Origin of the sequence: Oricola sp. (genome assembly GCF_022763245.1) — a bacterium.
Lineage (GTDB): Bacteria > Pseudomonadota > Alphaproteobacteria > Rhizobiales > Rhizobiaceae > Oricola.
On sequence record NZ_JALEGV010000005.1, the window covers coordinates 30,095 to 52,931 of the forward strand.

The following is a 22,837-nucleotide window of genomic DNA, read 5'->3' on the forward strand; positions in this document are numbered from 1 at the left end:
TTGTCCCTAGAAACCGAACGTCAATCCGGCCTGAATGACATGCGAGCCCACATGGGCGGGCACGCCGATGGTGCCTTCGCCGGTGATGTCCGCACCCGAGATACCCTTGAACCGGTATCCCAGATCGACGCCGACGTTTTCGGACACATCGAAATTGACGCCCGCGCCCACCTGATAGCCGAGACCGATGCCGTCGGCGTCCAGCAACGTCGAAGACGGCGTCGGGTTGGCTTCGATGTGAAGATAGCCCGCGCCAAGACCGCCACCGAGATAGGGCGTAAAGCCTGCGCCGGTATCGAGGTCGAACCACATGTTGCCGAGCAGGTAGCCTGTCGTCAGGTTGCCGCCGACGTCAGTGCCGAGGCTGCCCTCGCTGGCGTGTTCAAGGCCGGTCCGCGTCGTCGAGAGCTCGACCTCGCCACGCATGGTGTCGGACATGCGAAAGCCCGCGGCGAGACCGAGTGTCCAGCCGAATTCGGTATCCACTTCCACGTCGTCCGTGTTGCTGTCGTACGGATCGTCGTCGGCATACGCAAAAGCGTCAGAAACACCCCCGCCGAAAACACTCACATACCAATTCGCGTCGCCGGCAACAGCCAACGCCGGAGATCCGGCGATGAGCGCAAGCGATGCGGTTCCGATCAGTAGTTTCGAAAGTCTCAAAATCACTTCCCCATTAAAAACAGTTTGAGTCTTGGCGGATCGGCGCATCATCCGACCGAAAGTAAAATGTCAAACAATATGCCGAGTAACACCGCCTTCCGGACTATTGCCGATAGGGGATCCGAATCAAGCGCAGGTTTGCCGAAATCTCGCGTTCGTTCACAGGCCGCATGAAAGGGTGGACGACTTCGGAAGGCAGACCGTCGCTCTGAGCATGCTTTCAGCGCCTCGCGCGGTGCGATTTCGAACGCATCGGCGCTCCAATTGTATTCCGGCAGCGCGGCGGTGCGCCACTCGCCAAGAGATTCAGGCGATCGAGGTCGGGCAACCGAGCGGCGCAGCCGCCCCGACAGGCGTGTGAGCAACTGCACAGACCGGCCACAAAACCGCCGCAAGCCCTGTCTTTCGTACCTATACTGGGATATATGCGCGATATTTTCCAAGAGTGGGTTTGACGCGGGCGAATTGGCGGTTGAAGACCGGGCCGGCGGTCGGGAGGCATTTGATGGGTATGACTGGTGCGGCTGGCGGAGCACTGAACTGGATGATGAGCACAGGGTTCGATGTCGTGCTGCTCCTCCTTGCTCTCATCGCAGGCATCGGCCTGATCGCCTGGATCGTCATGCAAACGCGCCGCGCCACCTATGGCGTCGATGAAGCCGCCGCCGTCATACAGACTGCCGCCGAGGAAGGCGTTTCCCCGCGCGAGGCTTTTGCGGCCCGCTTCGACGGGATCAGCGAAACACTGAGCGCCCATCGCGTCGTCGGACGCGCCTGGCGCCGCTTCTCCTCGACAATCGTGCCGCTGGAGGCGAAGGACGGCGTCGAGGCGGAGACCACCCTCGTTTCGCGCTCGGTGACGCCGACGCAGTACTTCACGCCGGAAAATCTCGACCTTGAATCGCCCATGGCGGCGATCGTCCCGCCTGCCTTTCTCGCGGTGTTCTCGTTCCTCGCGGGTATCGGCCTTGCGGCCTCCATCGGCGGCCTCGCGGCGGCCTACGGCCCCACGGTGACGGACGGTGCCGCTGCCAGCACGGCCATCGCGAGCACCGGCGGAAAGCTGATCGTGCTCGCCGTGACGATCGGCCTGTTCCTTGCCCTGCGCACGACGACGCTCTGGTCCCGCCGCCTGGCGGCGGACGCGGTGCGGCGCTTCAACGACGTGCTGGTCGACCGCGTCTATTTCGAGAATGTCGAATCGGCCGGGGTCCGCCGCCAGGACGCGATGCATTTCCAGGCCAAGAGCCTGCAGCGCCTCGGCGAGAAGCTCGCCAATTCGATCGGCGGCGCGACCCGCGACGCGATCCTGGACGGCTATTCCGACATCGTTACGCGCATGGAGACGCTGACGACGCGTTACGACGACCTCGTCGCCAACGCCCAGCAGGGCGCACGCGAAGCGGTGTCCGAAGCCTTCACCGACACGGTGCAGACCAGCGCCGACACGATCGTCCAGCGCATGGAAGCCGCCGCGGTCCAGCTGGGATCGCTGCCCGAGCATATCGAGCGCACGTCGAAGGCGCTGGAAAGCGCCGGCGCGACGATCGCCGGCGAGCAGCATCGCTTCGCAACGGAAATGCAGACGGCCGCCACCCAGGCCATTGCCACCAGCACCCAAACGCTGGTGCAGGATCTGGAAAGGTCCATCCGCGGCATCATGGACGAATCGCGCGAAGTCTCGGCGGCCGTCTCCGATCGCCTTGCGCAACTGCCCAATCGTGTCGAGGAGGCCGCACGCACCTTCGACACGGCGCTGAACCAGATGATCACGGTGCAGACCGTTGTCGCCGAGGAGACCCAGGCACGCACCCAGCACGCCGTCACGGAGGTTTCCGGCCTCATCACGCAGGCTGTCGGCAAGATGGCGCGGTCCGTGGACGAGACGATCTCCGTTTCGCTCCTGCAGACGACCCAGACGCTGCAGTCCGTCAGCACCGAGATGGCGCAGTTGCCCGACCGCCTCGCCAGCATCGCCGGCTCTTTGGAGCAGGCCGGCGCGGGCCTCACGGAGGCCAACATTCAGGCACTGGCGGAGCTGAAGGCCAGCACGCGCGAAATGACCGTGACGACCGCAGCGACCATCGCCGAACGCGTCAACGAGAACACGTCGAGCTTCCTTTCCCGGCTGCAGGATTCAAACGAGGTGCTGGAAGCCCGGACCCGGTCGCTCACCAACCTCCTGGAGACCTTTGGCCAGACCAGCGACCGCATCGCCGACACCCATGCCCGCTTCACCGAGCGGATGCGCCAGAGCGCCGAGGAGATGACCACCGCGACCGCGGACGCGATCGCCACGCGTGTGAACGAGACCACCGCCAGCTTCGTTGCCAAGCTGCACGAATCCAACGACGCGCTGGAAACACGGGCGCAGTCGATGGCCGCCGTGCTCCAGTCCTTCGAACAGACCAGCCAGCACCTGTCGCAGAACCACGCGCATTTCATGGCCGAGATGCAGCAGGGCGTCCGCGAACTGACGGCCAACACGGCGGAGGCGATCGCCGCCAAGGTCGACGAGAATTCGATCGGCTTCATCGCCAAGCTGACGGAATCGAACGACGCGCTCGAACAGCGCGCGCAGTCCATGGCCGGCGTTCTCACCGCCTTCGAACAGACCGGCGAGCGGATCGCGCAGACGCACACGCATTTCATGGCCGAGCTGCAGCAAAGCGCGCGCGACATGACGACCGCGACAGCCGATGCGGTGGCCGAGCGGATCAACGAAAACACAACGACCTTCATGACGAAGCTGGAGGAATCCAACGAGGCCCTCGACGGGCGCACGCGGGCACTCGCGACGTTGCTTGCCTCCATCGAACAGACCGGCGACCGGATGGCGGAGACGCATATCGGCGTGCTGGCCGACCTGAAGATCGGAGCCCGGGATCTGGCGAAGGCGACCTCCGAGGCCATCACCGAGAAGGTGAACGAAAACGCCGTCAGCTTCATGGACCAGTTGAATCAGGCCAACGCGGCGTTCCAGGAACGGACCGAGGCGCTCTCCCGGCTTCTCGGCACGCTGGAAGAGACCGGCGACCGCATTTCCGAATCGCACACGCATTTCATGACGCGCGTGCAGCAGAACACCCGCGACCTCACCGCGACGACGGTGCAGTCCATCGCACAGGCGGTCAACGAACACACTACGACCTTCCTGGACAAGCTGGGCGACGCCAATACCGGCTTCGAGGAACGCGCCGCGGCGCTGGGCGGGCTCTTTTCCACGCTGCAGAAAGCCAGCGATCGCATCGCCGAAACCCATACCCAGTTCATCGACCAGATGGAGGACAGGACGCGCGAGCTGACCGCCTCGACGGCCGAGAGCCTGGCGGAAAGCTTCAACGAGCACACCGCCCTTTTCATCGAGAAGCTGAACGAGTCGAACGCGGCCTTCGAGGAGCGCGCAGGCGCGCTGGGCGGGCTCTTCGCCACGCTGCAGAAGGCAAGCGACCGCATCGCCGAGACGCATACGCGCTTCATCGGGGAGATCCAGACGGGCAGCCGCGACGTGATCGTCCAGACGACGCAGGCCGTGGCCGAGGAAATCAAGCAGAACGCCGTCGACATCATTTCGCGCCTCAAGGAAACCGACGAATATTTCGCCTCGCGTGTCGAGGGGCTTTCCTCGCTGCTCCCGCAGATCGACCAGACCAGCCGCGGGCTGGCGGAGATTATGGAGCGAATCTCGGTGGAGAACGGCCGGGTCGGCAGCGAATTCGTGCAGCTGTCGGAAATGCTGCATGGCGCGACCAGCAACATCAAGAACTCCGCCGACAGCTTCGCGAACAATTTGCTCGCCATCCAGCAATCGCTCGGGGCCTTCCAGCAGATTTCGCAGGAGACGATCGCGACGGTCGGCAATTCGCAGCGCACGCTGAAGGATTCGGTCGGCATGCAGGCCGAGCTTTGGCAGCGCCACGTGGAGCGCTTCGACGACGTCGATCGCAAACTCGGCGACGTGTTCGCGGAAATGTCCAGCCAGATCGACACCCAGACCCGACTGATGCGCGACCAGGTGGCCGAAATGGACGCGGCGCTGGCAACGGCGGTCAACCATCTGGGCGAACTGGTCGAAGAACTGAATGAATCGCGGGCGGGTGTGCGTAAGGTGGAGGCTTACGGTTGAGCGCCACCAACCGGACGAGCCTTGCCGGCCGCATAGAGCAGCGCCTCTCCGCGAACACCCGCGGCACGCAGCCTACCTTGAAACTGGACCAGGTCCAGCAGGCAGCCGAACGCTGGCAAGCGCGGCGCGCCGCAGAGCCCTCCGAGATCAGCCGCCGCCGCATGCGCGAAATCGCGCAGCTTCTGAAGGACGGGCTCGGCGCAGAGCTGCCGCTGAGCGACATCCGCAAGGCCCTCCTCAACATGCGCGAGGACGACGCTTTCAGGACGAGCACCATCGCCCGCCACAGGCTGATCAGCGAGGCCATCGAGCGGCCGGGCAAGACGCCCGTCAACATCCTCTTCAGCGCGTTCTTTCACAGTTTCGAGAAGGGCAGCCCGGAGACCGATCGGATCTACGAGCATCTGCGCAGGAACGAGCCGTTGTTGCGGATCAGTTCGCGCGAGTTCGCCCACAAGTCGAAGTTCTTCCAAGGCGATTACGGGCTCGACACGATCATCGACAGCGTCGACCTGCTGAACCCCGTCCGCTCGCTGGCGCGTCTCGGCATGAAGGAGGAAGTGCAGGATTCCCTCTACGGCGTCGTCATCAAATGCGCCCTGATCGAACGCACCCTCACGCATGTGGACCTGGACCCGATGCCGCTGAAGACGATCCTCGGCTGGATCGAACTGGGCGACAAGAAGAGGGCGTTCCTTGAGAGCGCCTATTACGAGATCCTGCTCGCCCGCTTCGTCGCGAAAGACCCCTCCCCGGACGTGAAGCGCACGATCGCGCGTTTCCTGCTCGGCCATTTCGGCGATCCGCGATCGACCAACTGGCCGAAACTGCGCGAGGATACCGGCCGCCTGAAGCGCGATGTCTGCATCGCGGTCATGGAACGTTGGCTCGACAGCGGCCTGCTGCAGCAGGAATAGCGGAGCGGCGGCGGATCACCGCGCCGCGCGTCACATCGCCTCTGAAATCAATCCCGAAGAGAGTTTACGGCCGGTCCGGCGGAATGGGCACGGTGTCCGGCACCACGGGCCTGCCGGGCGCGACGGTTGGCGCGTCCTGCGTCTCGGTGCGAGCCGTCGATGCCGGCGCCTGCTGAGCGGGCTCCTCTGCCGGGCGCACGGTCGGTGCCGGCGTCGGTGCGGGCGCTTGCTCACGAGCGGCGGGCGGCGGCACCTGCGGTGCAGGCGGCGTTTCGGCCGGGACGGAAGCCTCCGACTGAGGTGCTGCGGCCTCGCGGACGCCGTTCTCCCAGACATCGATCGCGTCTGCGAAGACCTCGCCGCCTGTCTTGCCCGTGACGAGACGCAAGGCGGAGCGGCGGCCGCTGAAATAGGTGAACTGGATCTCGATCAGATCGGGATTGCGGAACAGGGTCTCATGCAGGCGCCGGGCTTCGGGAATGTCGGCCAGGGCGACCACGAAGATGTTGTCGGCGATCTTGACAATCGTGCCGACGAGCGCGTCGCCGCGGCTCTCCGTGCTCTGCAGGAAGGTGACTCGTTCGACCGACGCCACGGCCGAGCTGCCGCCGGCCTCGTCAGGAACGAAAAGCAGCTCCAGGAGATGCGTCGCCGGCAGCGTCTTGTCGAGGTTGCGCCTCAACGTCACGGTCGCGCGGAATCGTTCCGTCGGGATCACCACGTCGCCGCGAATGGCCGGCTCGGCGGGAGCGCCGGGCTGGGGCGAGGATTCGATCTCGTTCCAGGCGACATTGCCCGCGACGATCGGCTGCTGTCCGCCGGTCGTCGCATACAAGAACGCCTTTTCACCCGGGATCGCGGTCAGCGCCGGCAGTTTGCCCGGCTGTTCTCCGCCTGACGGCTGCACGGCGGCGGTCTCGACCTCGCCGGCGCTCTCGGCCTCGTTCGTGTTCGCGCCTCCGGCGGGCTCGGGATTGACACCGGCCGACCCGGCGTCGTTCTGCGTCGTCTCGGGGACCGGGTTCCGGGTCGCTGCCTCGTCTATCGCCGCGGTTGCGGCACCACCGCCTTCCACGTCCGGCACGGGCGTCGAGCCGCCAAGACCGGCGACCAGGTCGACGACTTCACCGCCAAGCACGCGGATCTTGCCGACATAATTCGACGTCGTGTCCGGAAACGCGAGCGCACCGCCTCCTGCGATCAGGATCAGAAGGATCACGGTAATCATCGCGCCCATGCCTCTGCGGCGACGGCGCGGGGGACGAGCCGTGACGGCACGCGAAGGACGTGGGGGCAATTGTTCGGGCGGGCCGCGATCGTCGAAGTCCTGGTCGAACAGCTCGTCCGACAGGTCGAACGCGCCCTCGTCGTCCCAGCGGCCGCTCTCGGCAGCTTCGGCCGGCAGGTCGTCATCCCCGATCGATGCGAATTCCTCGCCGAAGAAATCGTCGTCCAATTCGGCGCCGAAATCCGGCGCAACACTCGCAGCCGGCATCGCTTTCGGCTGAGGCTGCGGCTGCGGTTTCGGCTCGGGTTTTCTCGCGGGCTGCTGGCGCGACACGTCGGCGGCGATCAGCTCCTGCACCGCATCCTCGACCTCGTCGTCGATGGAACGACCGTCCGGCAGGTCCGCTTCGAGCGATGCCATGAACGCCGCGTCACCCGACTCGTTGTCGGAGAGCCCCTGAACCGCGGCCTCCACCTCGTCTGCGATGTCACGCGGCGGCGCCACGGGCTCTTCGCGCGGAGGCGTCACTTCGCGAACTGGAGCGGGCTCCGGCTGCATGTCGATCACCGTGACGTCCTCGAGGTCCGCCTGGAGATCGGTCGACCAGATGTCCTCCAGCTCGACCATGAAATCATTGGCGTCGACGGCGACGTCCATCACCTCCTCGGAGGCATAGAGCTCGGATTGCTCTGTCTCCGATTCGCGGATCACGGCGTTCAGCTCCTCGATATGGGAGTGAACGGTGTCGAAATCGGGCTGCGGCGAGAGGTTCTTGAGATGCTTGATCAGCGCCGTGCGCGCGCGCCGATAGACGATCTCGCGGGTGGCGGGATCGCGCATGTCTTCTTCTTCGATGGCGCGATTGAGGATCTGCCTGACGTCGAAGCCGGCCTTGACCGGCTCCGGCCGGGGCTCCGGCTGCGGGGCGACGGCCGGCTCGCTTCGAACAGGCTGCGGGGCCGGCTGTGCGACGATCGGTTCCTGGGGACGCGGCGTTGCGGCGGGTGCCAAGTTCGCGGGCGCCGGTTCTGCTGCCGGCGCCGGGGTCTGGACGGGCGCGGGCGTAACCTGCACGACCGGTTCCGGAGACGCCTTCTTCGCCGTCTCGACGGGTCGTTCGAGCTGCGCGGTCAGCGCCGACTGGAATTCGGTCAGTTCGTCGGGCTGAACGGTCTCCAGCTTCAACGCCTGGCTGGCCGATCCGCGAACCGAAACGGCCGGGTTCTGGACGAATTGCGGCATCGCCGTCGCCGACGGTTCGGGCGAACGAGCCGCCAGTTCGGAGACAGTGCCTCCGCCTGACGCCGGAACGTCGGCCGTTTCCGCCTTCGCCGCGGGGGCGACCGATTCGGCCTCTTGCGGTGTAACGACGACGACGGCGGGGGCCGCCTCTTCGACCGCAGCGTCCTTCACCACGATGACGGGTTCCCCGGGCAGCCCCTCCGGCAGCGGCACCGGCTTGCCGCCCGGCTGCGTCGGGTGCATCAGCTGTTCCGCCTCCATGTCGAGGATGGCGTTCTCCAGGTCCTCCAGTTTCTTGCTGACTTCTTTCTCGCTCGCCGTTCCAGCCTCAAGCTGACGCCTGATGACCTTTCTCACCTTCGCGTAAGCGGTCGCGCGCGAAAGCGGCGTGTTGTGAGAAAGCCCCTGGATAGCTACGCGGAGATAATTTGCGAAATCCGACACGGAAACCCGATCCCCGTTTCATGCCTGAACAAACAATGGCTTATCCGGATACTTTCCGAATCCTGCAGACCCAATGACGCCCCGGCATACCCGTCATGAACCTGCCTAGGCGATCTTGATGTGTTGATCAAGAAAAGCTCATGACATCAAACCACAAGAAATCGCGCCCGGAATCTACCCGAGACCCGACTCCAACCGTCGGGACACTAGAACGTTTCTGTGGCCACAACAAGATTTCACAGTTTCTCGTTTCCTTTCCACAAACAGCGCCTGCAGCCCCCGCCCCCTCTTGAAAACCGCGGCGACGGTGTATATTGAAGATCGCAAATATACGAAGTCCGGAATGTCTTACTGCCGGTTTCGTGGCCGAAACACAGGATACAGGATCTGATCATGCGCGCTTCCCTTGCCGCCATCGCTTCCGCATTGGCTCTGGCCACGGCGCTCGCCCGTCCGGCGGTCGCCGAAACAATCACCCTTGAACCGCAGCGCATCACCGAGTGGAAGGCGGTCTATGCCCGCATCGAGGCGCGCGACACGATCCCGGCGCGCGCGCGGCTCGGCGGCACGCTCGTCGAACTCAACGTGACCGAGGGCGACGGCGTCGAAGCCGGCCAGCCCCTGGCGCGCATCGTCGACGAGAAGCTCGACTTCCAGATGAACGCGCTCGACGCGCAATTGCAGGCGCTGAATTCGCAGCTCGCCAACGCCGAGTCGGAACTGGCCCGTGGCGAAGAGCTCCTGCAGCGCGGCGTCACCACGGCGCAGCGTCTCGACAGCCTGCGCACCCAGGTCGAGGTCTATCTCAACCAGATCGAGGCGACCAAGGCCGAGCGCAGCGTGCTCGTGCAGCAGATCGCCGAGGGCAACGTGCTGGCGCCTTTGGCCGGCCGCGCGCTTGACGTTCCGGTCGCGGCGGGCGCTGTCGTCGCCGCGGGCGAAACGATCGCCACGATCGGCGGCGGCGGGTTCTTCCTGCGCCTGGCCGTGCCGGAACGGCACGCAGGCTCCTTCAAGGAAGGCGACGCGATCCAGATTGAAACCGATCAAGCCGCCGAAGGCACGCTGGCGCGTGTCTATCCGCAGATCGAGAACGGCCGCGTGATCGCCGATGTCGAGGTCAAGGGCCTCGATGACGCCTTCGTCGACGCGCGCGTCCTCGTACGGCTTCCGATCGGCGAGCGCACCGCCCTGCTGGTGCCGAGCGCGGCGGTCGAAACCGTCTCGGGCCTCGATTTCGTGACGCTCGCCCATGGCGGCGAGACCATCAAACGCACGGTCGTGACCGGCGGACATCACGTCATCGACGGCGAGGACATGATCGAGATCGTCACCGGTCTCGAAGGCGGCGAAGAGGTGGTGACCGATCATGAGTGACGGACAATTCGACGGCCGGCTCGGCATTGCCGGCCACCTCACACGCTCCTTCATCGTTTCGCCGCTGACGCCGCTCTTCATCATCGCCGCGCTGGCAGTCGGCCTGGTGGCGCTGATCTCGCTTCCGCGCGAGGAGGAACCGCAGATTTCCGTGCCGCTGGTGGACATTCACCTGCAAGCGCCGGGCCTCAAGGCGGAGGACGCCGTCAAGCTCGTCACCGAGCCGATGGAAACCATCGTCAAGGGCATCAACGGGGTCGAACACGTCTACAGCCAGACGAGCGACGACTATGCGATGGTCACCGCCCGCTTCCTGGTCGGCACCTCCTCGGACGCCGCGATCCTGCGCGTGCATGAGAAACTGCGCGCCAACATGGACCGCATCCCCGTCGGCATCGGCGAACCGCTGATCATCGGGCGCGGCATCGACGACGTCGCGATCGTGTCCCTGACGCTGGCCGCAGAGCCCGATTCGGGCATCGGCGCCAACGACCTGACCCGCGTCGCGCGCGAATTGCGCACCGAGGTCGCCAAGATCGAGAATGTCGGCCTGACCTATCTCGTCGGCGAAGCGCCGGAGGCGATCCGAATCGCACCCGACCCGGAGCGCCTGGCGCTCTACGGCGTCACCCTGCAGCAGCTTTCCGGCAAGGTGCAGGCGGCGAACCAGACCTTCTCCACCGGCAAGCTGCGCGACAACGGCCAGCAGATCGACCTCGTCGCTGGCGAGACGCTGACCGCACCCGCCGAGATCGCCAATCTGCTTCTGACCTCGCGTGACGAACGCCCCGTCTATGTGCGCGACGTCGCAACGGTGGAATATGTCTCCGACACGTCCGATCAGATCGTCGCCAATGTCGTGCGCGGCGAAGACGGCGAGATCGAGCGCACACCTGCGGTGACACTCGCTGTCGCCAAGCGTGCCGGCGCCAATGCCGTGGTCGTGGCCGAGGAGATCCTGCACAAGGTCGAGGAACTCGAAGGCCACCTGATCCCCGAGGGCGTCAAGGTCGAGGTCACGCGCGACTATGGCGAGACCGCGAACGAGAAGGCCAACGAACTGCTGTTCCACCTCGGCCTCGCCACGGTGTCCATCATCGCGCTTGTCCTGTTCGCCATCGGCTGGCGCGAGGCGATCGTGGTCGCCATCGTCATCCCGGTGACCATCCTGCTGACGCTGTTTGCCGCCTGGATCATGGGCTACACGCTCAACCGCGTGTCGCTGTTCGCGCTGATCTTCTCCATCGGCATCCTGGTGGACGACGCGATCGTCGTGATCGAGAACATCGCCCGCCACTGGGGGATGAGTGGCGGCAAGCATCGCGTGGCGCGCGCGATCGAGGCGGTGGCGGAGGTCGGCAACCCGACCATCGTCGCGACGCTGACCGTGGTGGCCGCGCTGTTGCCGATGCTGTTCGTGTCCGGCCTGATGGGCCCCTATATGAGCCCGATCCCGGCGAACGCCTCCGCCGCGATGATCTTCTCCTTCTTCGTGGCCGTGATCGTCACGCCGTGGCTGATGGCGAAGATCGCCGGCGGCGCGCCGGTGCATGACCACGAGAGCGGCGCTCATGCGCATGGCGGCAGGCTTGGCTCTCTCTATATGAGCTTCGCCCGGCCGATCCTGGCGACGAAGGGCGGCGCGCTCGCGTTCCTCCTGATCACCGCCGTCCTGTCCTTCGGGTCGCTCGGCCTGCTCTACACCAAGGACGTCACCGTCAAACTGCTGCCCTTCGACAACAAATCGGAACTGGCCGTGGTCATCGACATGCCCGAAGGCTCGTCGGTCGAGGCGACGGATGCCGTGGCGCAGGCCGTCGCGCGCACCGTCACGGAAATGCCCGAGGTGATCTCGGCGCAGACCCATGCCGGCACCGCCGCGCCGTTCAACTTCAACGGCCTGGTGCGCCACTATTATGTCCGCGCCTATCCGCATATGGGCGACGTGCAGATCAACCTGACGCCGAAGACCGAGCGTGATCGCGAAAGCCATGAGATCGCGCTGGAGATCCGCGAGCGCATCAACCAGCTTGACGTGCCCGAAGGCACCAGCCTGAAGACCGTCGAGCCGCCGCCCGGACCGCCCGTCATCTCGACGCTCCTGGCCGAGGTCTACGGTCCGGATGCGGAAACGCGCCGCGCCGCGGCCGCCGGCATCCGCCAGGCCTTCGAGGCGGTGCCCTTCGTGGTCGATGTCGACGACAGCTTCGGCACCCAGGCGCGTCGCCTGCGCGCCACGATCAACACCGACGACCTGGAGTTCTTCCAGGTGTCCGAAAGCGACGTCTTCGACACGCTTGCCATGCTGAATGGCGGCTCGACGGTCGGCTATTCGCATCGCGGCGAAGGCCGCCATCCGATCCCGATCGTCGTCGAACGCGCCAAGGGCGACAAGGTGCTGGACGAGCGCTTCCTGTCGACGCCGATCCCGGCCAACCTTCTGCCGGGCGCGCGCGGCGTGGTCGAACTCGGCGATGTCATCGACATCGAGGAGGAGCACGCCTCCTATCCGATCTTCCGCCACAACGGGCGCGACGCGGAGATGGTGACCGCGGAACTCGCCGGCGATTACGAGGCGCCGCTCTACGGCATGATGTCGGTCGCCGACGAGCTTGAGAAGATCGACTGGCCGGAAGGCACCAAGCCGACGATCAAGCTGCACGGCCAGCCGGATGACGAGAGCGCCGTCACCCTTCTGTGGGACGGCGAATGGGAGGTGACCTGGGTCACGTTCCGCGACATGGGCGCAGCCTTCATGGTCGCCCTGCTCGGCATCTACATCCTCGTCGTCGCACAGTTCGGTTCGTTCAAGCTGCCGCTGGTCATCCTGACGCCGATCCCGCTGACCTTCCTCGGCATCATGGGCGGTCACTGGCTGTGGGGCGCGCCGTTCTCGGCAACGTCGATGATCGGCTTCATCGCGCTTGCCGGCATCATCGTGCGCAACTCGATCCTGCTGGTCGACTTCATCCGCAACGCCGACACCGAGGGCAAGACGAAGCTCGACATCCTGCTGGAAGCCGGCGCGATCCGCTTCAAGCCGATCCTGCTGACTGCGATCGCGGCGATGATCGGCGCGGTGGTGATCCTGGCCGACCCGATCTTCCAGGGCCTGGCGCTGTCGCTGCTCTTCGGCCTGTTGTCGTCGACGCTGCTGACCGTGCTGGTGATCCCGGCGATCTACCGCGTGCTGCGCACCTGACCGCACGCCGCTCGAATCAAAAAGCCGCCCGTTTTCACGCGGGCGGCTTTTTTCGTGCCGAATTGACGAACGGTCAGCGCTGCAGCGGCTCGACCTGCCCGTAAAGCGGCACAGTGGAGATCGCCATCTTGGCCGAGCCGTCCTGCACCTGGCGCGAATGCGACAGGTAGATCAGCGTGTTGTTCTCGCGGTCGTAGATCCGCTTGACGACCAGCTTCTTCCAGATCAGCGACCGCGAACTCTTGAAGATCTCCTCGCCGTCCTTGTCGAGGTCGATGTCGCCGATCTCGATCGGGCCGGTCTGGCGGCAGGCGATGGACGAGTTGGAGGGATCCTCGAACCAGTTGCCTTTCTGCAGGCGGTCGATCAGACCGCGTTCGAAATAGGACACGTGGCAGGTGACGCCCTTCACCTCGGGATCGGCGACCGCCTCGATGACGATGTCGTTTCCGAGCCAGTCGACGCCGACCTTGCCGACTTCCTCGGACTGGGCGGCGGCCGGGGCGAGGCACGCGCCGGCGGCAAGAGCGATTATTGTGTTGCGCAATGATTTCGGCATGGGCGGTCTCCGGAGAATTGGCGTTGGGCTCTATGTTTGTACGCCCGGCCGCCATCGCAAGCCCCGCCCGCCCCTTCCCCGCCGAAGGCCGAACTTGTTGCATCGCACATGATCGGCTTAATCTCATGTCGTGACGATGAGGGAGCGGTCCGACGATGAGCAAGAAGAAGCAGGCAAAGACACCCCGGCTGGACGATGCGGACCTCTCCATGAGCCTGGGTCGGACGCCTTACGAAGCCAAGCTCGCCAAGCAGCAGCGCCTGCTCACGCAAATCCAGCAGGCCTATCTGTTTTCCGGCGAGTCGGCCGTGCTGCTCTTCGAGGGCTGGGACGCGGCCGGCAAGGGAGGCACGATCCGGCGCATTTCGGCGGCCCTCGATCCGCGCAGCTTCAAGGTCTGGCCGATCGGCGCGCCGCGCCGCTACTACCTGGAGCGCCACTTCCTGCTGCGGTTCATGGAGCGCATGCCGCCACGCGGCGCGATCACCGTCTTCGACCGCTCATGGTACGGACGCGTTCTCGTCGAGCGGGTCGAGGAACTCACCCCGGAGAAGCGCTGGCGCAAGGCCTATCAGGAGATCAACGATTTCGAGCGCATGATCACGGATGACGGCACGCGTCTGGTCAAATTGTTCTTTCACATCTCGCCCGACGAGCAGCTCGCCCGCTTCGAGGAAAGGCTGCGCAATCCGCTGAAGCGCTGGAAGCTCTCCTACGAGGATTTCCGCAACCGGTCGCGCTGGGAGGACTACGCCACCGCGATCGACGAGATGTTCGAGCGCACCTCCACCGACTACGCGCCGTGGCACGTCATTCCCGCCAACGACAAGAAACACGCGCGCATCACCGCGATGAAGACCATCACCGACTGCCTGAAGCGCGACGTGGACCTTTCGCCGCCGGTGCTCGACGACACCGTGCTCGACGCCGCGAAGGAGCATATCGAGATGACGCCGTCGCTGATCGACAGCCTCGCCGGCCGGACGGAGTGACGCTCGTCGCCGCGCCGGTCAGCCGTGACCGGCGCTGCCGATGCGGGCCGCGCCGTTGCAGGCGTGCAGGCTGCATTCCATCTCCAGCGTGGATTGGCCGATCCCGAATTCTTCCGACAGGACCTTCTTCACCCGCGCCTTGATGGCGTCGGCATGGTCCCACGCGCCGCGATCGATCACGAGATGCGCGTCGAGCGCGTTGTCGTGCTCGTTCATCTGCCAGAGATGGGCGAGATGGATGTCGGCGACGCCGTCGATCGCTTCCATGCGCGCAATCACCGTATCGGTCTGCAGTCCGGGCGGGCTGCCGAGCATCAGAATGCGGATCACGCCGCCGATCTCGGCCCAGGCCTGCCAGAGGATGTAGCCGGCGATCAGCAGCGTCACCAGCGGGTCGATCAGGCGCCAGTCATAGAGCAGGATCAGCGATCCGGCGATGATCACGGCGACCGACCCGAGGGCATCGGCGACATTGTGCAGGAAGGCGGCGCGGATGTTCACGCTTTCCTTCGACAGGGCGAAGGTCAGCCCCGCCGTGATCACGTCGATCACGAGCGCGATCGCCGCGATGATCACCACGATCCAGCCATCGACGCCCTGCGGTTCGATGAAACGCATCACCGCTTCGTAGATCAGATAGAAGCCGATCACGATCAGGGTCGTGTAGTTGACCAGCGCAGCGACGATCTCCACGCGGCCGTAGCCGAAGGTCATCGAGGCGTCGGACGGGCGCCGTGCGATCTTTCGCGCCGCAAAGGCGATGATCAGCGAGATCGCGTCGGAGAAATTGTGAAGCGCGTCGGCGATCAGCGCCAGGCTTCCGGAAAAGATCCCGCCGATGACCTGCGCCACCGTCAGCAGCAAGTTCACCAACACCGCCATCGCCACCCGCGCGTCCCCCGCATCCGGGTCGACATGGTGGTGGTGATGATGGCCATGGTGGGTGTGATTATGATTGTGCGCCATGCGGGCTCCCTGGCGTGCGTGCCGTGGAGATAGTGTCTATAACCATCCGGGATTCAAGCGCAAATCACGCATGGGTCGCATGCGCTTCGGCGCTGCGGAACCGTGCGGAAAGACGGAGGTTTCGATGACGAGCAAAAAACGCATCCTGTTTACCGGCGGCTCCGGCAAGGCGGGCAAGCATGTCGTGCCCTATCTTCTCGACCGGGGCCACAGGGTGGTCAATGTCGACCTGAAGCCGCTCGACCATCCGGACGTCGACAATCTAACCGCGGACATCACCGATTCCGGCCAGATGTTCAACGTCATGAGTTCCTATGCCAATTTCGACGAGTTGGAACCCGGCACCGGCGTCCCCGCCTTCGACGCGGTCGTGCATTTCGCCGCTGTTCCGCGCATCCTCATCCATCCCGACAACGAGACCTTCCGGGTCAATGCGATCGGCACCTACAACGTCATCGAGGCGGCCGTGAAACTCGGCATCCGCAAGATCGTGATCGCGTCGTCGGAGACGACATACGGCATCTGCTTCGCCGACGGGCGCGCGGATCCGAAATGCCTGCCGCTGGACGAGGATTACGACATCGATCCGATGGATTCCTACGGCCTGTCGAAGGTGGTCAACGAGAAGACGGCACGGGCCTTCGCGTTGCGCTCGGGTTTCGACATCTATGCGCTGCGCATCGGCAACGTGGTGGAGCCGCATGAGTATGAGCGCGATTTCCCGACCTATTTCGCCAATCCAGACATGCGCCGCCGCAACGCCTTCTGCTATATCGACGCGCGCGATCTCGGCCAGATCGTCGACCGCTGCCTTGCCACCGACGGGCTCGGCTTCCAGGTCTTCAATGCCGGCAACGACACCAACGGCATGAACATTCCGACGGCGGAGCTGATCGAGCGCTTCTTCCCGGGCGTGCTGGTCACGCGCGCGATGGGCGAGAACGAAGCGCTGTTCTCGAACCGCAAGATCCGCGAGGTGCTGGGTTTCTCCGAAGAGCACGATTGGCGCAAATACGTCGGCGGTTAGGCCGACGCGCCATCATTCCGCCGAATATGGTCGCTCAAAGGCCTTCGAAACGAAATTATCCGGCGAACTCCACATGCCACTACGATCGCTCCTGAGACGCGGCGTATCGATGCTCGTGATCGCATGCGCACTGGCGCTTCTCGCGACGCTGTTCAACCGCCTGCATCCGTTCTTCGATTCCCTGTCGCAGTTTCGGATGCATTTCGCCGTCCTATTGGCCGCTCTATTCGCGATCGCCCTCCTTGTCGGCGCCAGACGCGCGGCGATTGTTGAGGCGGCATGTCTGTTGGTGGCGATGGTGGCCACTTACCCGTTCATTCCGGGCTTTGCGAGCGGAGCCGCGTTCGCGCAAGACGGCGGTCCCGTGCTGCGTGTCGTCCAGTTCAACACGCGCTACGACAACAGCCAGACGGAGCGCGCCGCGCAGGTGATCCGCGACGCCGATGCCGATGTCATCCTGCTGCAGGAGGTGACCGACGGTCCGAGATCGCTCGTGAACCTGTTGCGGGACGCCTACCCGGTGCAAAGGCGCTGCGGCAACGCGCGCATCGGCGGCGCGACGGTGATATCGCGGCTTCCGGTCAGTCCCGACAACACGATCAAATGCGTGAGAAGCTCGGCGCTGTCGGCGATCCAGCTCGATGTCGGCGGCAAGGCCGTCACCTTCGCCGCCTATCACGGCCGCTGGCCCTGGCCCTATGAACAGTCCTGGGTCATCGACCGCATGTCGAAGAGCCTCGAGGCCCTGCCCCACCCGCTCGTCTTCGCCGGTGATTTCAACGCCGCCCCTTGGAGCGAGGGCGTGCAGCGTGTCGCCCGGCTCACCGGAACGCAGCCGGAAAGCGGCTACCGTCCCACATGGCTGAGCCAGCGCGTCTCAGACACGCTGCGTCCGTGGTTCGGCCTTCCGATCGACCACGTGATGGTGTCCGACGAATTGCGCATCATCAGCGTGCGGCGCCTGCCCTTCGCGGGCAGCGACCACCTGCCGATGGTCGCCGACATCGCTCTCTAGACCGCGCGTCGTGCCCGATCACATGTTCGGGTAGACCGGCCCCTCGCCGCCCTGCGGCACCGTCCAGTTGATGTTCTGGTTCGGGTCCTTGATGTCGCAAGTCTTGCAGTGCACGCAGTTCTGCGCGTTGATCTGGAAGCGCACCTGATCGCCCGGCTTGCGGTCGGCGTCGGCCGGCACCGAATTGCCGTCGGCGTCGATCCACTCATACACGCCGGCCGGGCAATAGCGGGCGGAAAGCCCCGCGAATTCAGCATATTCCGAGGTTTTCTGAAGAGACTCGTCCTTCAGCTTCAGATGGACCGGCTGGTCTTCCTCGTGGTTCGTGTTCGACAGGAACACCGACGACAGGCGGTCGAAGGTGAGCACGCCGTCGGGCTTCGGATAGGCGATCGGCTTGTGCCTGGAGGCCTTTTCGGTGGCCAGATAGTCCGGCTTGCCGTGCTTCAGCGTGCCGAGCGGCGACCAGCCGCCGGTGATCTGGTTGATCCACATGTCGATGCCGCCGATGCCGACGCCCAGCGCCGTGCCGAAGCGCGACCAGAGCGGCTTGACGTTGCGCACGCGCTTCAGGTCCTTGCCGATCTCGCTGCCGCGCCATGCCGCCTCGTAGGCGTCGAGCGCGTCGTCATTCGCCCTGCCGGCGGAAAGCGCCTCGGCCACGTGGTCAGCGGCGAGAATGCCGGACAGCACCGCGTTGTGGGAACCCTTGATGCGCGGCACGTTGAGGAACCCGGCGGAACAGCCGATCAGCGCGCCGCCCTTGAAGGAGACCTTGGGCACCGACTGCCAGCCGCCCTCGGTGATGGCGCGCGCGCCATAGGCGATGCGCTTGGCACCTTCGAAGGTGTCGCGGATCGCCGGATGCGTCTTGAAGCGCTGGAATTCCTCGAACGGGTAGAGATAGGGGTTCTTGTAATTGAGATGGACGACGAAGCCGACGGCAACCAGATTGTCCTCGAGGTGGTAGAGGAAGGAACCGCCGCCGGTCTTCATGTCGAGCGGCCAGCCGAAGGAGTGCTGCACGAGACCCGGGCGATGTTTCTCCGGCTTGACCTCCCAGAGTTCCTTGATGCCGATGCCGAACTTGGAGAAGTCGCTCTCGGCGTCGAGGCCGAATTTCGCGATCAGCTGCTTGGCGAGAGAACCGCGCACGCCCTCGCCGATCAGCGTGAATTTGCCGTGCAGTTCCATGCCGCGCGCGAACATCGGGCCCGGCGTTCCGTCGCGCTGCACGCCCATGTCGCCGGTCGCCACGCCCTTGACCGAGCCGTCCTCGTTGTAGAGCACCTCGGCGGCGGCGAAGCCCGGATAGATCTCGACGCCCAGCGCCTCGGCGCGCCCGGCCAGCCAGCGACAGACATTGCCGAGCGAGACGATGTAGTTGCCGTGATTGCTCATCAGCGGCGGCATGGCGAAATTCGGCAGGCGGATCGACCCGGCGGGGCCGAGGAACAGGAACTGGTCGTCCTTCACCTCGGTCTTGAAGGGATGGTCGGGGTCGTCGCGCCAGTCGGGGATCAGCTTGTCGATGCCGACCGGATCGACCACGGCGCCGGAAAGGATGTGCGCGCCGACTTCGGCGCCTTTTTCCAGAACGACGACCGACATCTCGGGATCGGCCTGTTTCAGCCGGATGGCCGCCGCCAGGCCTGCCGGGCCGGCGCCGACGATCACCACGTCGAATTCCATGCTTTCGCGCGGTTCGTTCATCGGATTGCCATCCCCGTTTCCGTCACTCATCATCTGTCTCCATCGGCCGCCCTTCGTCGCGACAAGGGCTCGTTTTGCATCTGTTCCGGCTCGGCGCCGAATGTATCCAGCAATTTGCGCTTCGCAAGGGTCGAATGCGCGACATTCCCATCGCCTTATTGAAGTGCACGTCGATGCAAGGCAAGCCGCGGCCGACGGTTCCGCTTGAAGCCGGCGGCGGCGTCTGCGAAATGTGACCGATGGTGAATGCCGCGGACATGACGAGAGGCGAACTGGAAAGCCTGCTGCGCTTCTATGCGGAGAGCGGGCTGGACTATCCGCTTGCCGACGAAGCGCCGGACCGCTTCGAGACGGCGGCGCCCGCGCAGGCCAAGCCCGCCGAAAGCCCGAAACAGGCTCCGCCGCCGGTCGCCCCGGCCCGCGCGCCGGCGATGCCGGATTCCGAGGCCATCGCGCTCGCCACCAAATGCGCAGCCCAGGTCGAAACGCTCGACGACCTGCGCCGGGCGGTGGAGACCTTCGACGCCTGCAACCTAAAACTGACGGCCCGCCACACCGTCTTCGAAGGCGGATTGCGCGGCGCGGCGATGATGATGGTGTCCGACGCGCCGGGCCGCGACGACGACGCTTCCGGCGAGGCGCTGACCGGACCGGAAGGCCAGCTGTTCGACCGGATGCTCGCCGCGATCGGCCGATCGCGCGACGATTGCTATCTCGGCTTCACCGTTCCCTGGCGGGTGCCCGGCAATGCGGGGCCGTCGAAACTCCAGGCGGCGATCTGCAAGCCCTTCATCGAACGCCAGATCGAACTGGCGCGGCCGCAGTTCCTGGTGCTGCTCGGCAATGGCGCGGCGCGCATCCTGCTCGACACGTCCGACAACATCCTGCAGCTGCGTGGACACTGGAAGACGGTGCGCACGAAGAGCGGCTTCGAGGTTCCGGCAATCGCCACGCTGCAACCCCGTTTCCTGCTGGAGCAGCCGGCGCAGAAGCGCTTCGCATGGGCCGATCTCTTGCAGATTCGCGACAGGCTCGGCACGCCTCAAACGCAAGGCTGACGGCGTAATCAAGGCAGGATTGGTCGCCTCTCTTTCATGCGTTCGCAAAGTCTTCGCGCTACCCCTGCGCTCAAGCGCACAGGAGTCCTCCGCGATGTTACAACTGATCCTTCCCGTCGCGGGGCTGCTCGCATCCACATTTCTGCTGCTGGTCGGCAACGGACTGACCGGCGTGCTCCTGCCGATTCGCGCCTCGATGGAAGGCTGGAGCCCGATCACCATCGGCTGGATCGGCTTCGGCTACGCGCTTGCCTTCACGGCTGGCTGCGTCGTCATTCCGCGCATGGTGCTGCGCGTCGGCCATGTCCGCGTCTATGCGGTGCTGGCGGCGGCACTGGCCATGTCGGTGCTGCTGCAGGCGCTGATCATCCATCCGGTCGCGTGGATCGCCACGCGCGGGCTTGGCGGGTTCGCTCTCGCCGGCACATACATGGTCGTGGAGAGCTGGCTCAACGAGCGGGCGGCCAACGAGGACCGCGGCAAGATCTTCTCCATCTACATGGTCGTCTCGATGATCGGCCTGATGAGCGGCCAGTTCCTGCTGGTGGCGGCCGACCCCGCGCTGACGACGCTGTTCATGATCGCCGCGCTGCTGTTCGCCGCGGCCGTGATCCCGACCGGGCTCTCCAACGCGTCGTCGCCGCGGCCGCTGACGCAGGTCTCGCTCAATCTGCGCAAGCTCTACGCCAACTCCCCACTCGCCTTCGTCGGCGTGGCGGTGACCGGCTTCGCCTTCGGCGCCTACAGCTTCCAGACACCGGTCTACCTCCAGTTCACCGGTCTGTCGGAAGTCCAGATCGCGACCACCATGGCGCTCGTCATGGTCGGCGGAATGGTCTTCCAGTTCCCGATCGGGCGCTATTCGGACCGCACCGACCGTCGCTTCGTCATCATCGCGTCGGCCTTTGCGGGCGTGGTGCTGACGATCCTGCTCGCCACGATGGCCGGCGTCTCGCTCAACATGCTGTTTGCGCTGATGTTCCTGTTCGGCGGCGTGCTGATGCCGCTCTATTCGATCATCGTCGCGCATGCCAACGACCATGCCGATCCGGATGATTTCGTCGAGGTGTCGTCGGGCCTGCTGATCATCTACGGCGCCGGCTCGATGGCCGGTCCGGTGGTCGCCGGCGGCTTCATGGCGTTGCTCGGGCCGAGCGGCATCTTCTCCATGATGGCCGCCATGTATCTCGCATTCGGCTTCTACGCCGTCTGGCGCCTGACCCGCCGCGAAGCGGTGCCGCAGGAGGAGATGACGGACTTCACCTATGCGCCGCCGGTCGCGCCCGCCCAGACGCCGGAGGCCATCCAGCTCGACCCGCGCGCCGACGAAAACGCAAGCTGACGGTCAGCCCTGCGGCGTCACGCTGCGCCGTGCGGCGCCGCGCCGCTCCAGCCCGAGCTGGCGTTCGCGATAGATGATGTAGATGCCCGACACGGTGACGATCGCCGAGCCGATGATCGTCGCGACGCCCGGCACCTCCGCGAAGACGAAGAAGCCGATGGCGATGGAGAGCACCACGGAGGTGTATTCGAACGGGGCGACCACCGAGACCTCGCCATGGCGGTAGCTCTCGGTCAGGAGGATCTGCCCCAGCCCGCCGAAGAAACCCGACAGGATCAGCGACACGGCCTGGGTGACGCTCAGCGCCTCCCAGCCGAACGGGATCGTGACCAGAGAGAAGACCGTCGCCGTGACGGAGAAATAAAGGACGATCGTCGAGGTTCGTTCTGTGACCAGCAGCCGCCGCACGAGCACCATCGCAAGGCCGGCGATGCATGCGCCGACGAATGTCGTGATCACGCCAAGCGCCTCGTCGCCGCCGAAACCGCCGCCGCCGCGAAACAGCTGCAGCTTCGGCCAGGAGATGATGATGACGCCGAGCAGGCCGACCGTCACCGCGCTCCAGCGATAACGCCTCACGGTTTCCCCGAGCAGCACCGCGCCGAAGATGACGGTGACGAGCGGCCGGGCGTAGCCGATGGCGGTCGCGTCGGGCAGCGGCAGGCGCGTCAGGCCGAAGAAGCCGAGCGCCATGGCCGCGACGCCGACGATGCCGCGCATCACGTGGCCGACCGGGTGGCTGGTGCGCCACGCGCCCGACAGTTCGCCGACGACGAGCAGATAGGCGCAGATCGGCAGGATCGCGAAGAAGGACCGGAAGAAGACGATCTGGCCCGCCGGCAGCTGGCCGGCATATTTGATCGCGGTCGCCATGCCCATGAAGGCGACGACCGATCCGACCTTCAGGCCAATGGCGAGCAACGGACGGGACTGGCTTGAGGGGGAGGCTTCGGAAGGAGACATCAC

15 protein-coding genes are annotated in these 22,837 nt (G+C 65.2%); 9 read left to right on the top strand and 6 right to left on the bottom strand.

The genetic code is table 11. From position 1 onward, the window contains the following. Positions 1-6: 6 nt before the first annotated feature. Positions 7-711, bottom strand: a complete 705-nt coding sequence (locus tag MRY80_RS00250; protein ID WP_293286742.1) for an outer membrane beta-barrel protein — start codon at positions 709-711, stop codon at positions 7-9. Positions 712-1,168: 457 nt separating this feature from the next. On the opposite strand from MRY80_RS00250, the gene MRY80_RS00255 reads away from it, so the two are divergent. Both MRY80_RS00255 and MRY80_RS00260 read left to right on the top strand, forming a co-directional pair. After that, positions 1,169-4,789, top strand: coding sequence for a hypothetical protein (locus MRY80_RS00255; RefSeq protein WP_293286744.1), 3,621 nt, complete (start codon positions 1,169-1,171; stop codon positions 4,787-4,789). After that, a complete protein-coding gene (locus MRY80_RS00260) occupies positions 4,786-5,706 on the top strand; it encodes a hypothetical protein (RefSeq protein ID WP_293286746.1) in 921 nt (306 codons plus the stop codon). Before MRY80_RS00255 ends, MRY80_RS00260 begins: the two co-directional genes overlap by 4 nt. A gap of 64 nt (positions 5,707-5,770) precedes the next feature. Here MRY80_RS00260 and MRY80_RS00265 read toward each other — a convergent pair whose 3' ends face one another. After that, on the bottom strand, positions 5,771-8,620 hold the full coding sequence (locus MRY80_RS00265; protein ID WP_293286747.1) for a hypothetical protein: 2,850 nt from the start codon (positions 8,618-8,620) through the stop codon (positions 5,771-5,773). Positions 8,621-9,013: 393 nt separating this feature from the next. Here MRY80_RS00265 and MRY80_RS00270 point away from each other — a divergent pair, with 393 nt between their 5' ends. Then, on the top strand, positions 9,014-9,997 hold the full coding sequence (locus MRY80_RS00270) for an efflux RND transporter periplasmic adaptor subunit (RefSeq protein WP_293286748.1): 984 nt from the start codon (positions 9,014-9,016) through the stop codon (positions 9,995-9,997). After that, a complete protein-coding gene (locus MRY80_RS00275; RefSeq protein WP_293286750.1) occupies positions 9,990-13,199 on the top strand; it encodes an efflux RND transporter permease subunit in 3,210 nt (1,069 codons plus the stop codon). Before MRY80_RS00270 ends, MRY80_RS00275 begins: the two co-directional genes overlap by 8 nt. Before the next feature lie 73 nt (positions 13,200-13,272). On the opposite strand, the gene MRY80_RS00280 is transcribed toward MRY80_RS00275, so the two are convergent. Further along, a complete protein-coding gene (locus MRY80_RS00280; protein WP_293286752.1) occupies positions 13,273-13,758 on the bottom strand; it encodes a CreA family protein in 486 nt (161 codons plus the stop codon). Positions 13,759-13,913: 155 nt separating this feature from the next. Here MRY80_RS00280 and MRY80_RS00285 point away from each other — a divergent pair, with 155 nt between their 5' ends. Beyond that, entirely contained in the window at positions 13,914-14,750 is an 837-nt protein-coding gene (locus MRY80_RS00285) for a polyphosphate kinase (RefSeq protein WP_293286754.1), read from the top strand. An 18-nt stretch (positions 14,751-14,768) separates the two neighbouring features. Here MRY80_RS00285 and MRY80_RS00290 read toward each other — a convergent pair whose 3' ends face one another. Then, positions 14,769-15,716, bottom strand: coding sequence for a cation diffusion facilitator family transporter (locus MRY80_RS00290; RefSeq protein ID WP_293286756.1), 948 nt, complete (start codon positions 15,714-15,716; stop codon positions 14,769-14,771). 124 nt (positions 15,717-15,840) lie between these two features. Between MRY80_RS00290 and MRY80_RS00295 the strand changes: the two genes are divergently transcribed. After that, a complete protein-coding gene (locus MRY80_RS00295) occupies positions 15,841-16,743 on the top strand; it encodes an NAD(P)-dependent oxidoreductase (RefSeq protein ID WP_293286758.1) in 903 nt (300 codons plus the stop codon). 73 nt (positions 16,744-16,816) lie between these two features. Next, positions 16,817-17,758 (top strand): endonuclease/exonuclease/phosphatase family protein, encoded by a 942-nt coding sequence (locus tag MRY80_RS00300; protein ID WP_293286760.1) that lies wholly within the window; start codon positions 16,817-16,819, stop codon positions 17,756-17,758. An 18-nt stretch (positions 17,759-17,776) separates the two neighbouring features. Here MRY80_RS00300 and MRY80_RS00305 read toward each other — a convergent pair whose 3' ends face one another. After that, positions 17,777-19,471: an electron transfer flavoprotein-ubiquinone oxidoreductase gene (locus tag MRY80_RS00305; protein ID WP_293287206.1), complete on the bottom strand. Its 1,695-nt coding sequence runs from the start codon at positions 19,469-19,471 to the stop codon at positions 17,777-17,779. Between the two features lie 257 nt (positions 19,472-19,728). Between MRY80_RS00305 and MRY80_RS00310 the strand changes: the two genes are divergently transcribed. Beyond that, complete coding sequence (locus tag MRY80_RS00310; protein WP_293286761.1) at positions 19,729-20,529, top strand: uracil-DNA glycosylase; 801 nt, start codon at positions 19,729-19,731, stop codon at positions 20,527-20,529. Positions 20,530-20,623: 94 nt separating this feature from the next. Further along, the gene (locus tag MRY80_RS00315; RefSeq protein WP_293286763.1) at positions 20,624-21,871 is read left to right on the top strand and encodes an MFS transporter; all 1,248 of its coding nucleotides are present in this window, start codon (positions 20,624-20,626) and stop codon (positions 21,869-21,871) included. A gap of 3 nt (positions 21,872-21,874) precedes the next feature. Here the strand turns inward: MRY80_RS00315 and MRY80_RS00320 are convergent, their stop codons facing one another. Next, positions 21,875-22,834, bottom strand: a complete 960-nt coding sequence (locus tag MRY80_RS00320; protein ID WP_293286765.1) for a DMT family transporter — start codon at positions 22,832-22,834, stop codon at positions 21,875-21,877. Between the last annotated feature and the right edge of the window lie 3 nt (positions 22,835-22,837).

Bases quoted from the DNA above. Each gene is read 5' to 3' on its own strand.
- MRY80_RS00300 (WP_293286760.1), top strand. From the start codon at position 16,817: ATGCCACTACGATCGCTCCTGAGACGCGGCGTATCGATGCTCGTGATC.
- MRY80_RS00290 (WP_293286756.1), bottom strand. From the start codon at position 15,716: ATGGCGCACAATCATAATCACACCCACCATGGCCATCATCACCACCAC.
- MRY80_RS00315 (WP_293286763.1), top strand. From the start codon at position 20,624: ATGTTACAACTGATCCTTCCCGTCGCGGGGCTGCTCGCATCCACATTT.
- MRY80_RS00295 (WP_293286758.1), top strand. From the start codon at position 15,841: ATGACGAGCAAAAAACGCATCCTGTTTACCGGCGGCTCCGGCAAGGCG.
- MRY80_RS00255 (WP_293286744.1), top strand. From the start codon at position 1,169: ATGGGTATGACTGGTGCGGCTGGCGGAGCACTGAACTGGATGATGAGC.
- MRY80_RS00285 (WP_293286754.1), top strand. From the start codon at position 13,914: ATGAGCAAGAAGAAGCAGGCAAAGACACCCCGGCTGGACGATGCGGAC.
- MRY80_RS00250 (WP_293286742.1), bottom strand. From the start codon at position 711: ATGCGCCGATCCGCCAAGACTCAAACTGTTTTTAATGGGGAAGTGATT.
- MRY80_RS00275 (WP_293286750.1), top strand. From the start codon at position 9,990: ATGAGTGACGGACAATTCGACGGCCGGCTCGGCATTGCCGGCCACCTC.
- MRY80_RS00270 (WP_293286748.1), top strand. From the start codon at position 9,014: ATGCGCGCTTCCCTTGCCGCCATCGCTTCCGCATTGGCTCTGGCCACG.
- MRY80_RS00280 (WP_293286752.1), bottom strand. From the start codon at position 13,758: ATGCCGAAATCATTGCGCAACACAATAATCGCTCTTGCCGCCGGCGCG.
- MRY80_RS00305 (WP_293287206.1), bottom strand. From the start codon at position 19,471: ATGAACGAACCGCGCGAAAGCATGGAATTCGACGTGGTGATCGTCGGC.
- MRY80_RS00310 (WP_293286761.1), top strand. From the start codon at position 19,729: ATGACGAGAGGCGAACTGGAAAGCCTGCTGCGCTTCTATGCGGAGAGC.
- MRY80_RS00320 (WP_293286765.1), bottom strand. From the start codon at position 22,834: ATGTCTCCTTCCGAAGCCTCCCCCTCAAGCCAGTCCCGTCCGTTGCTC.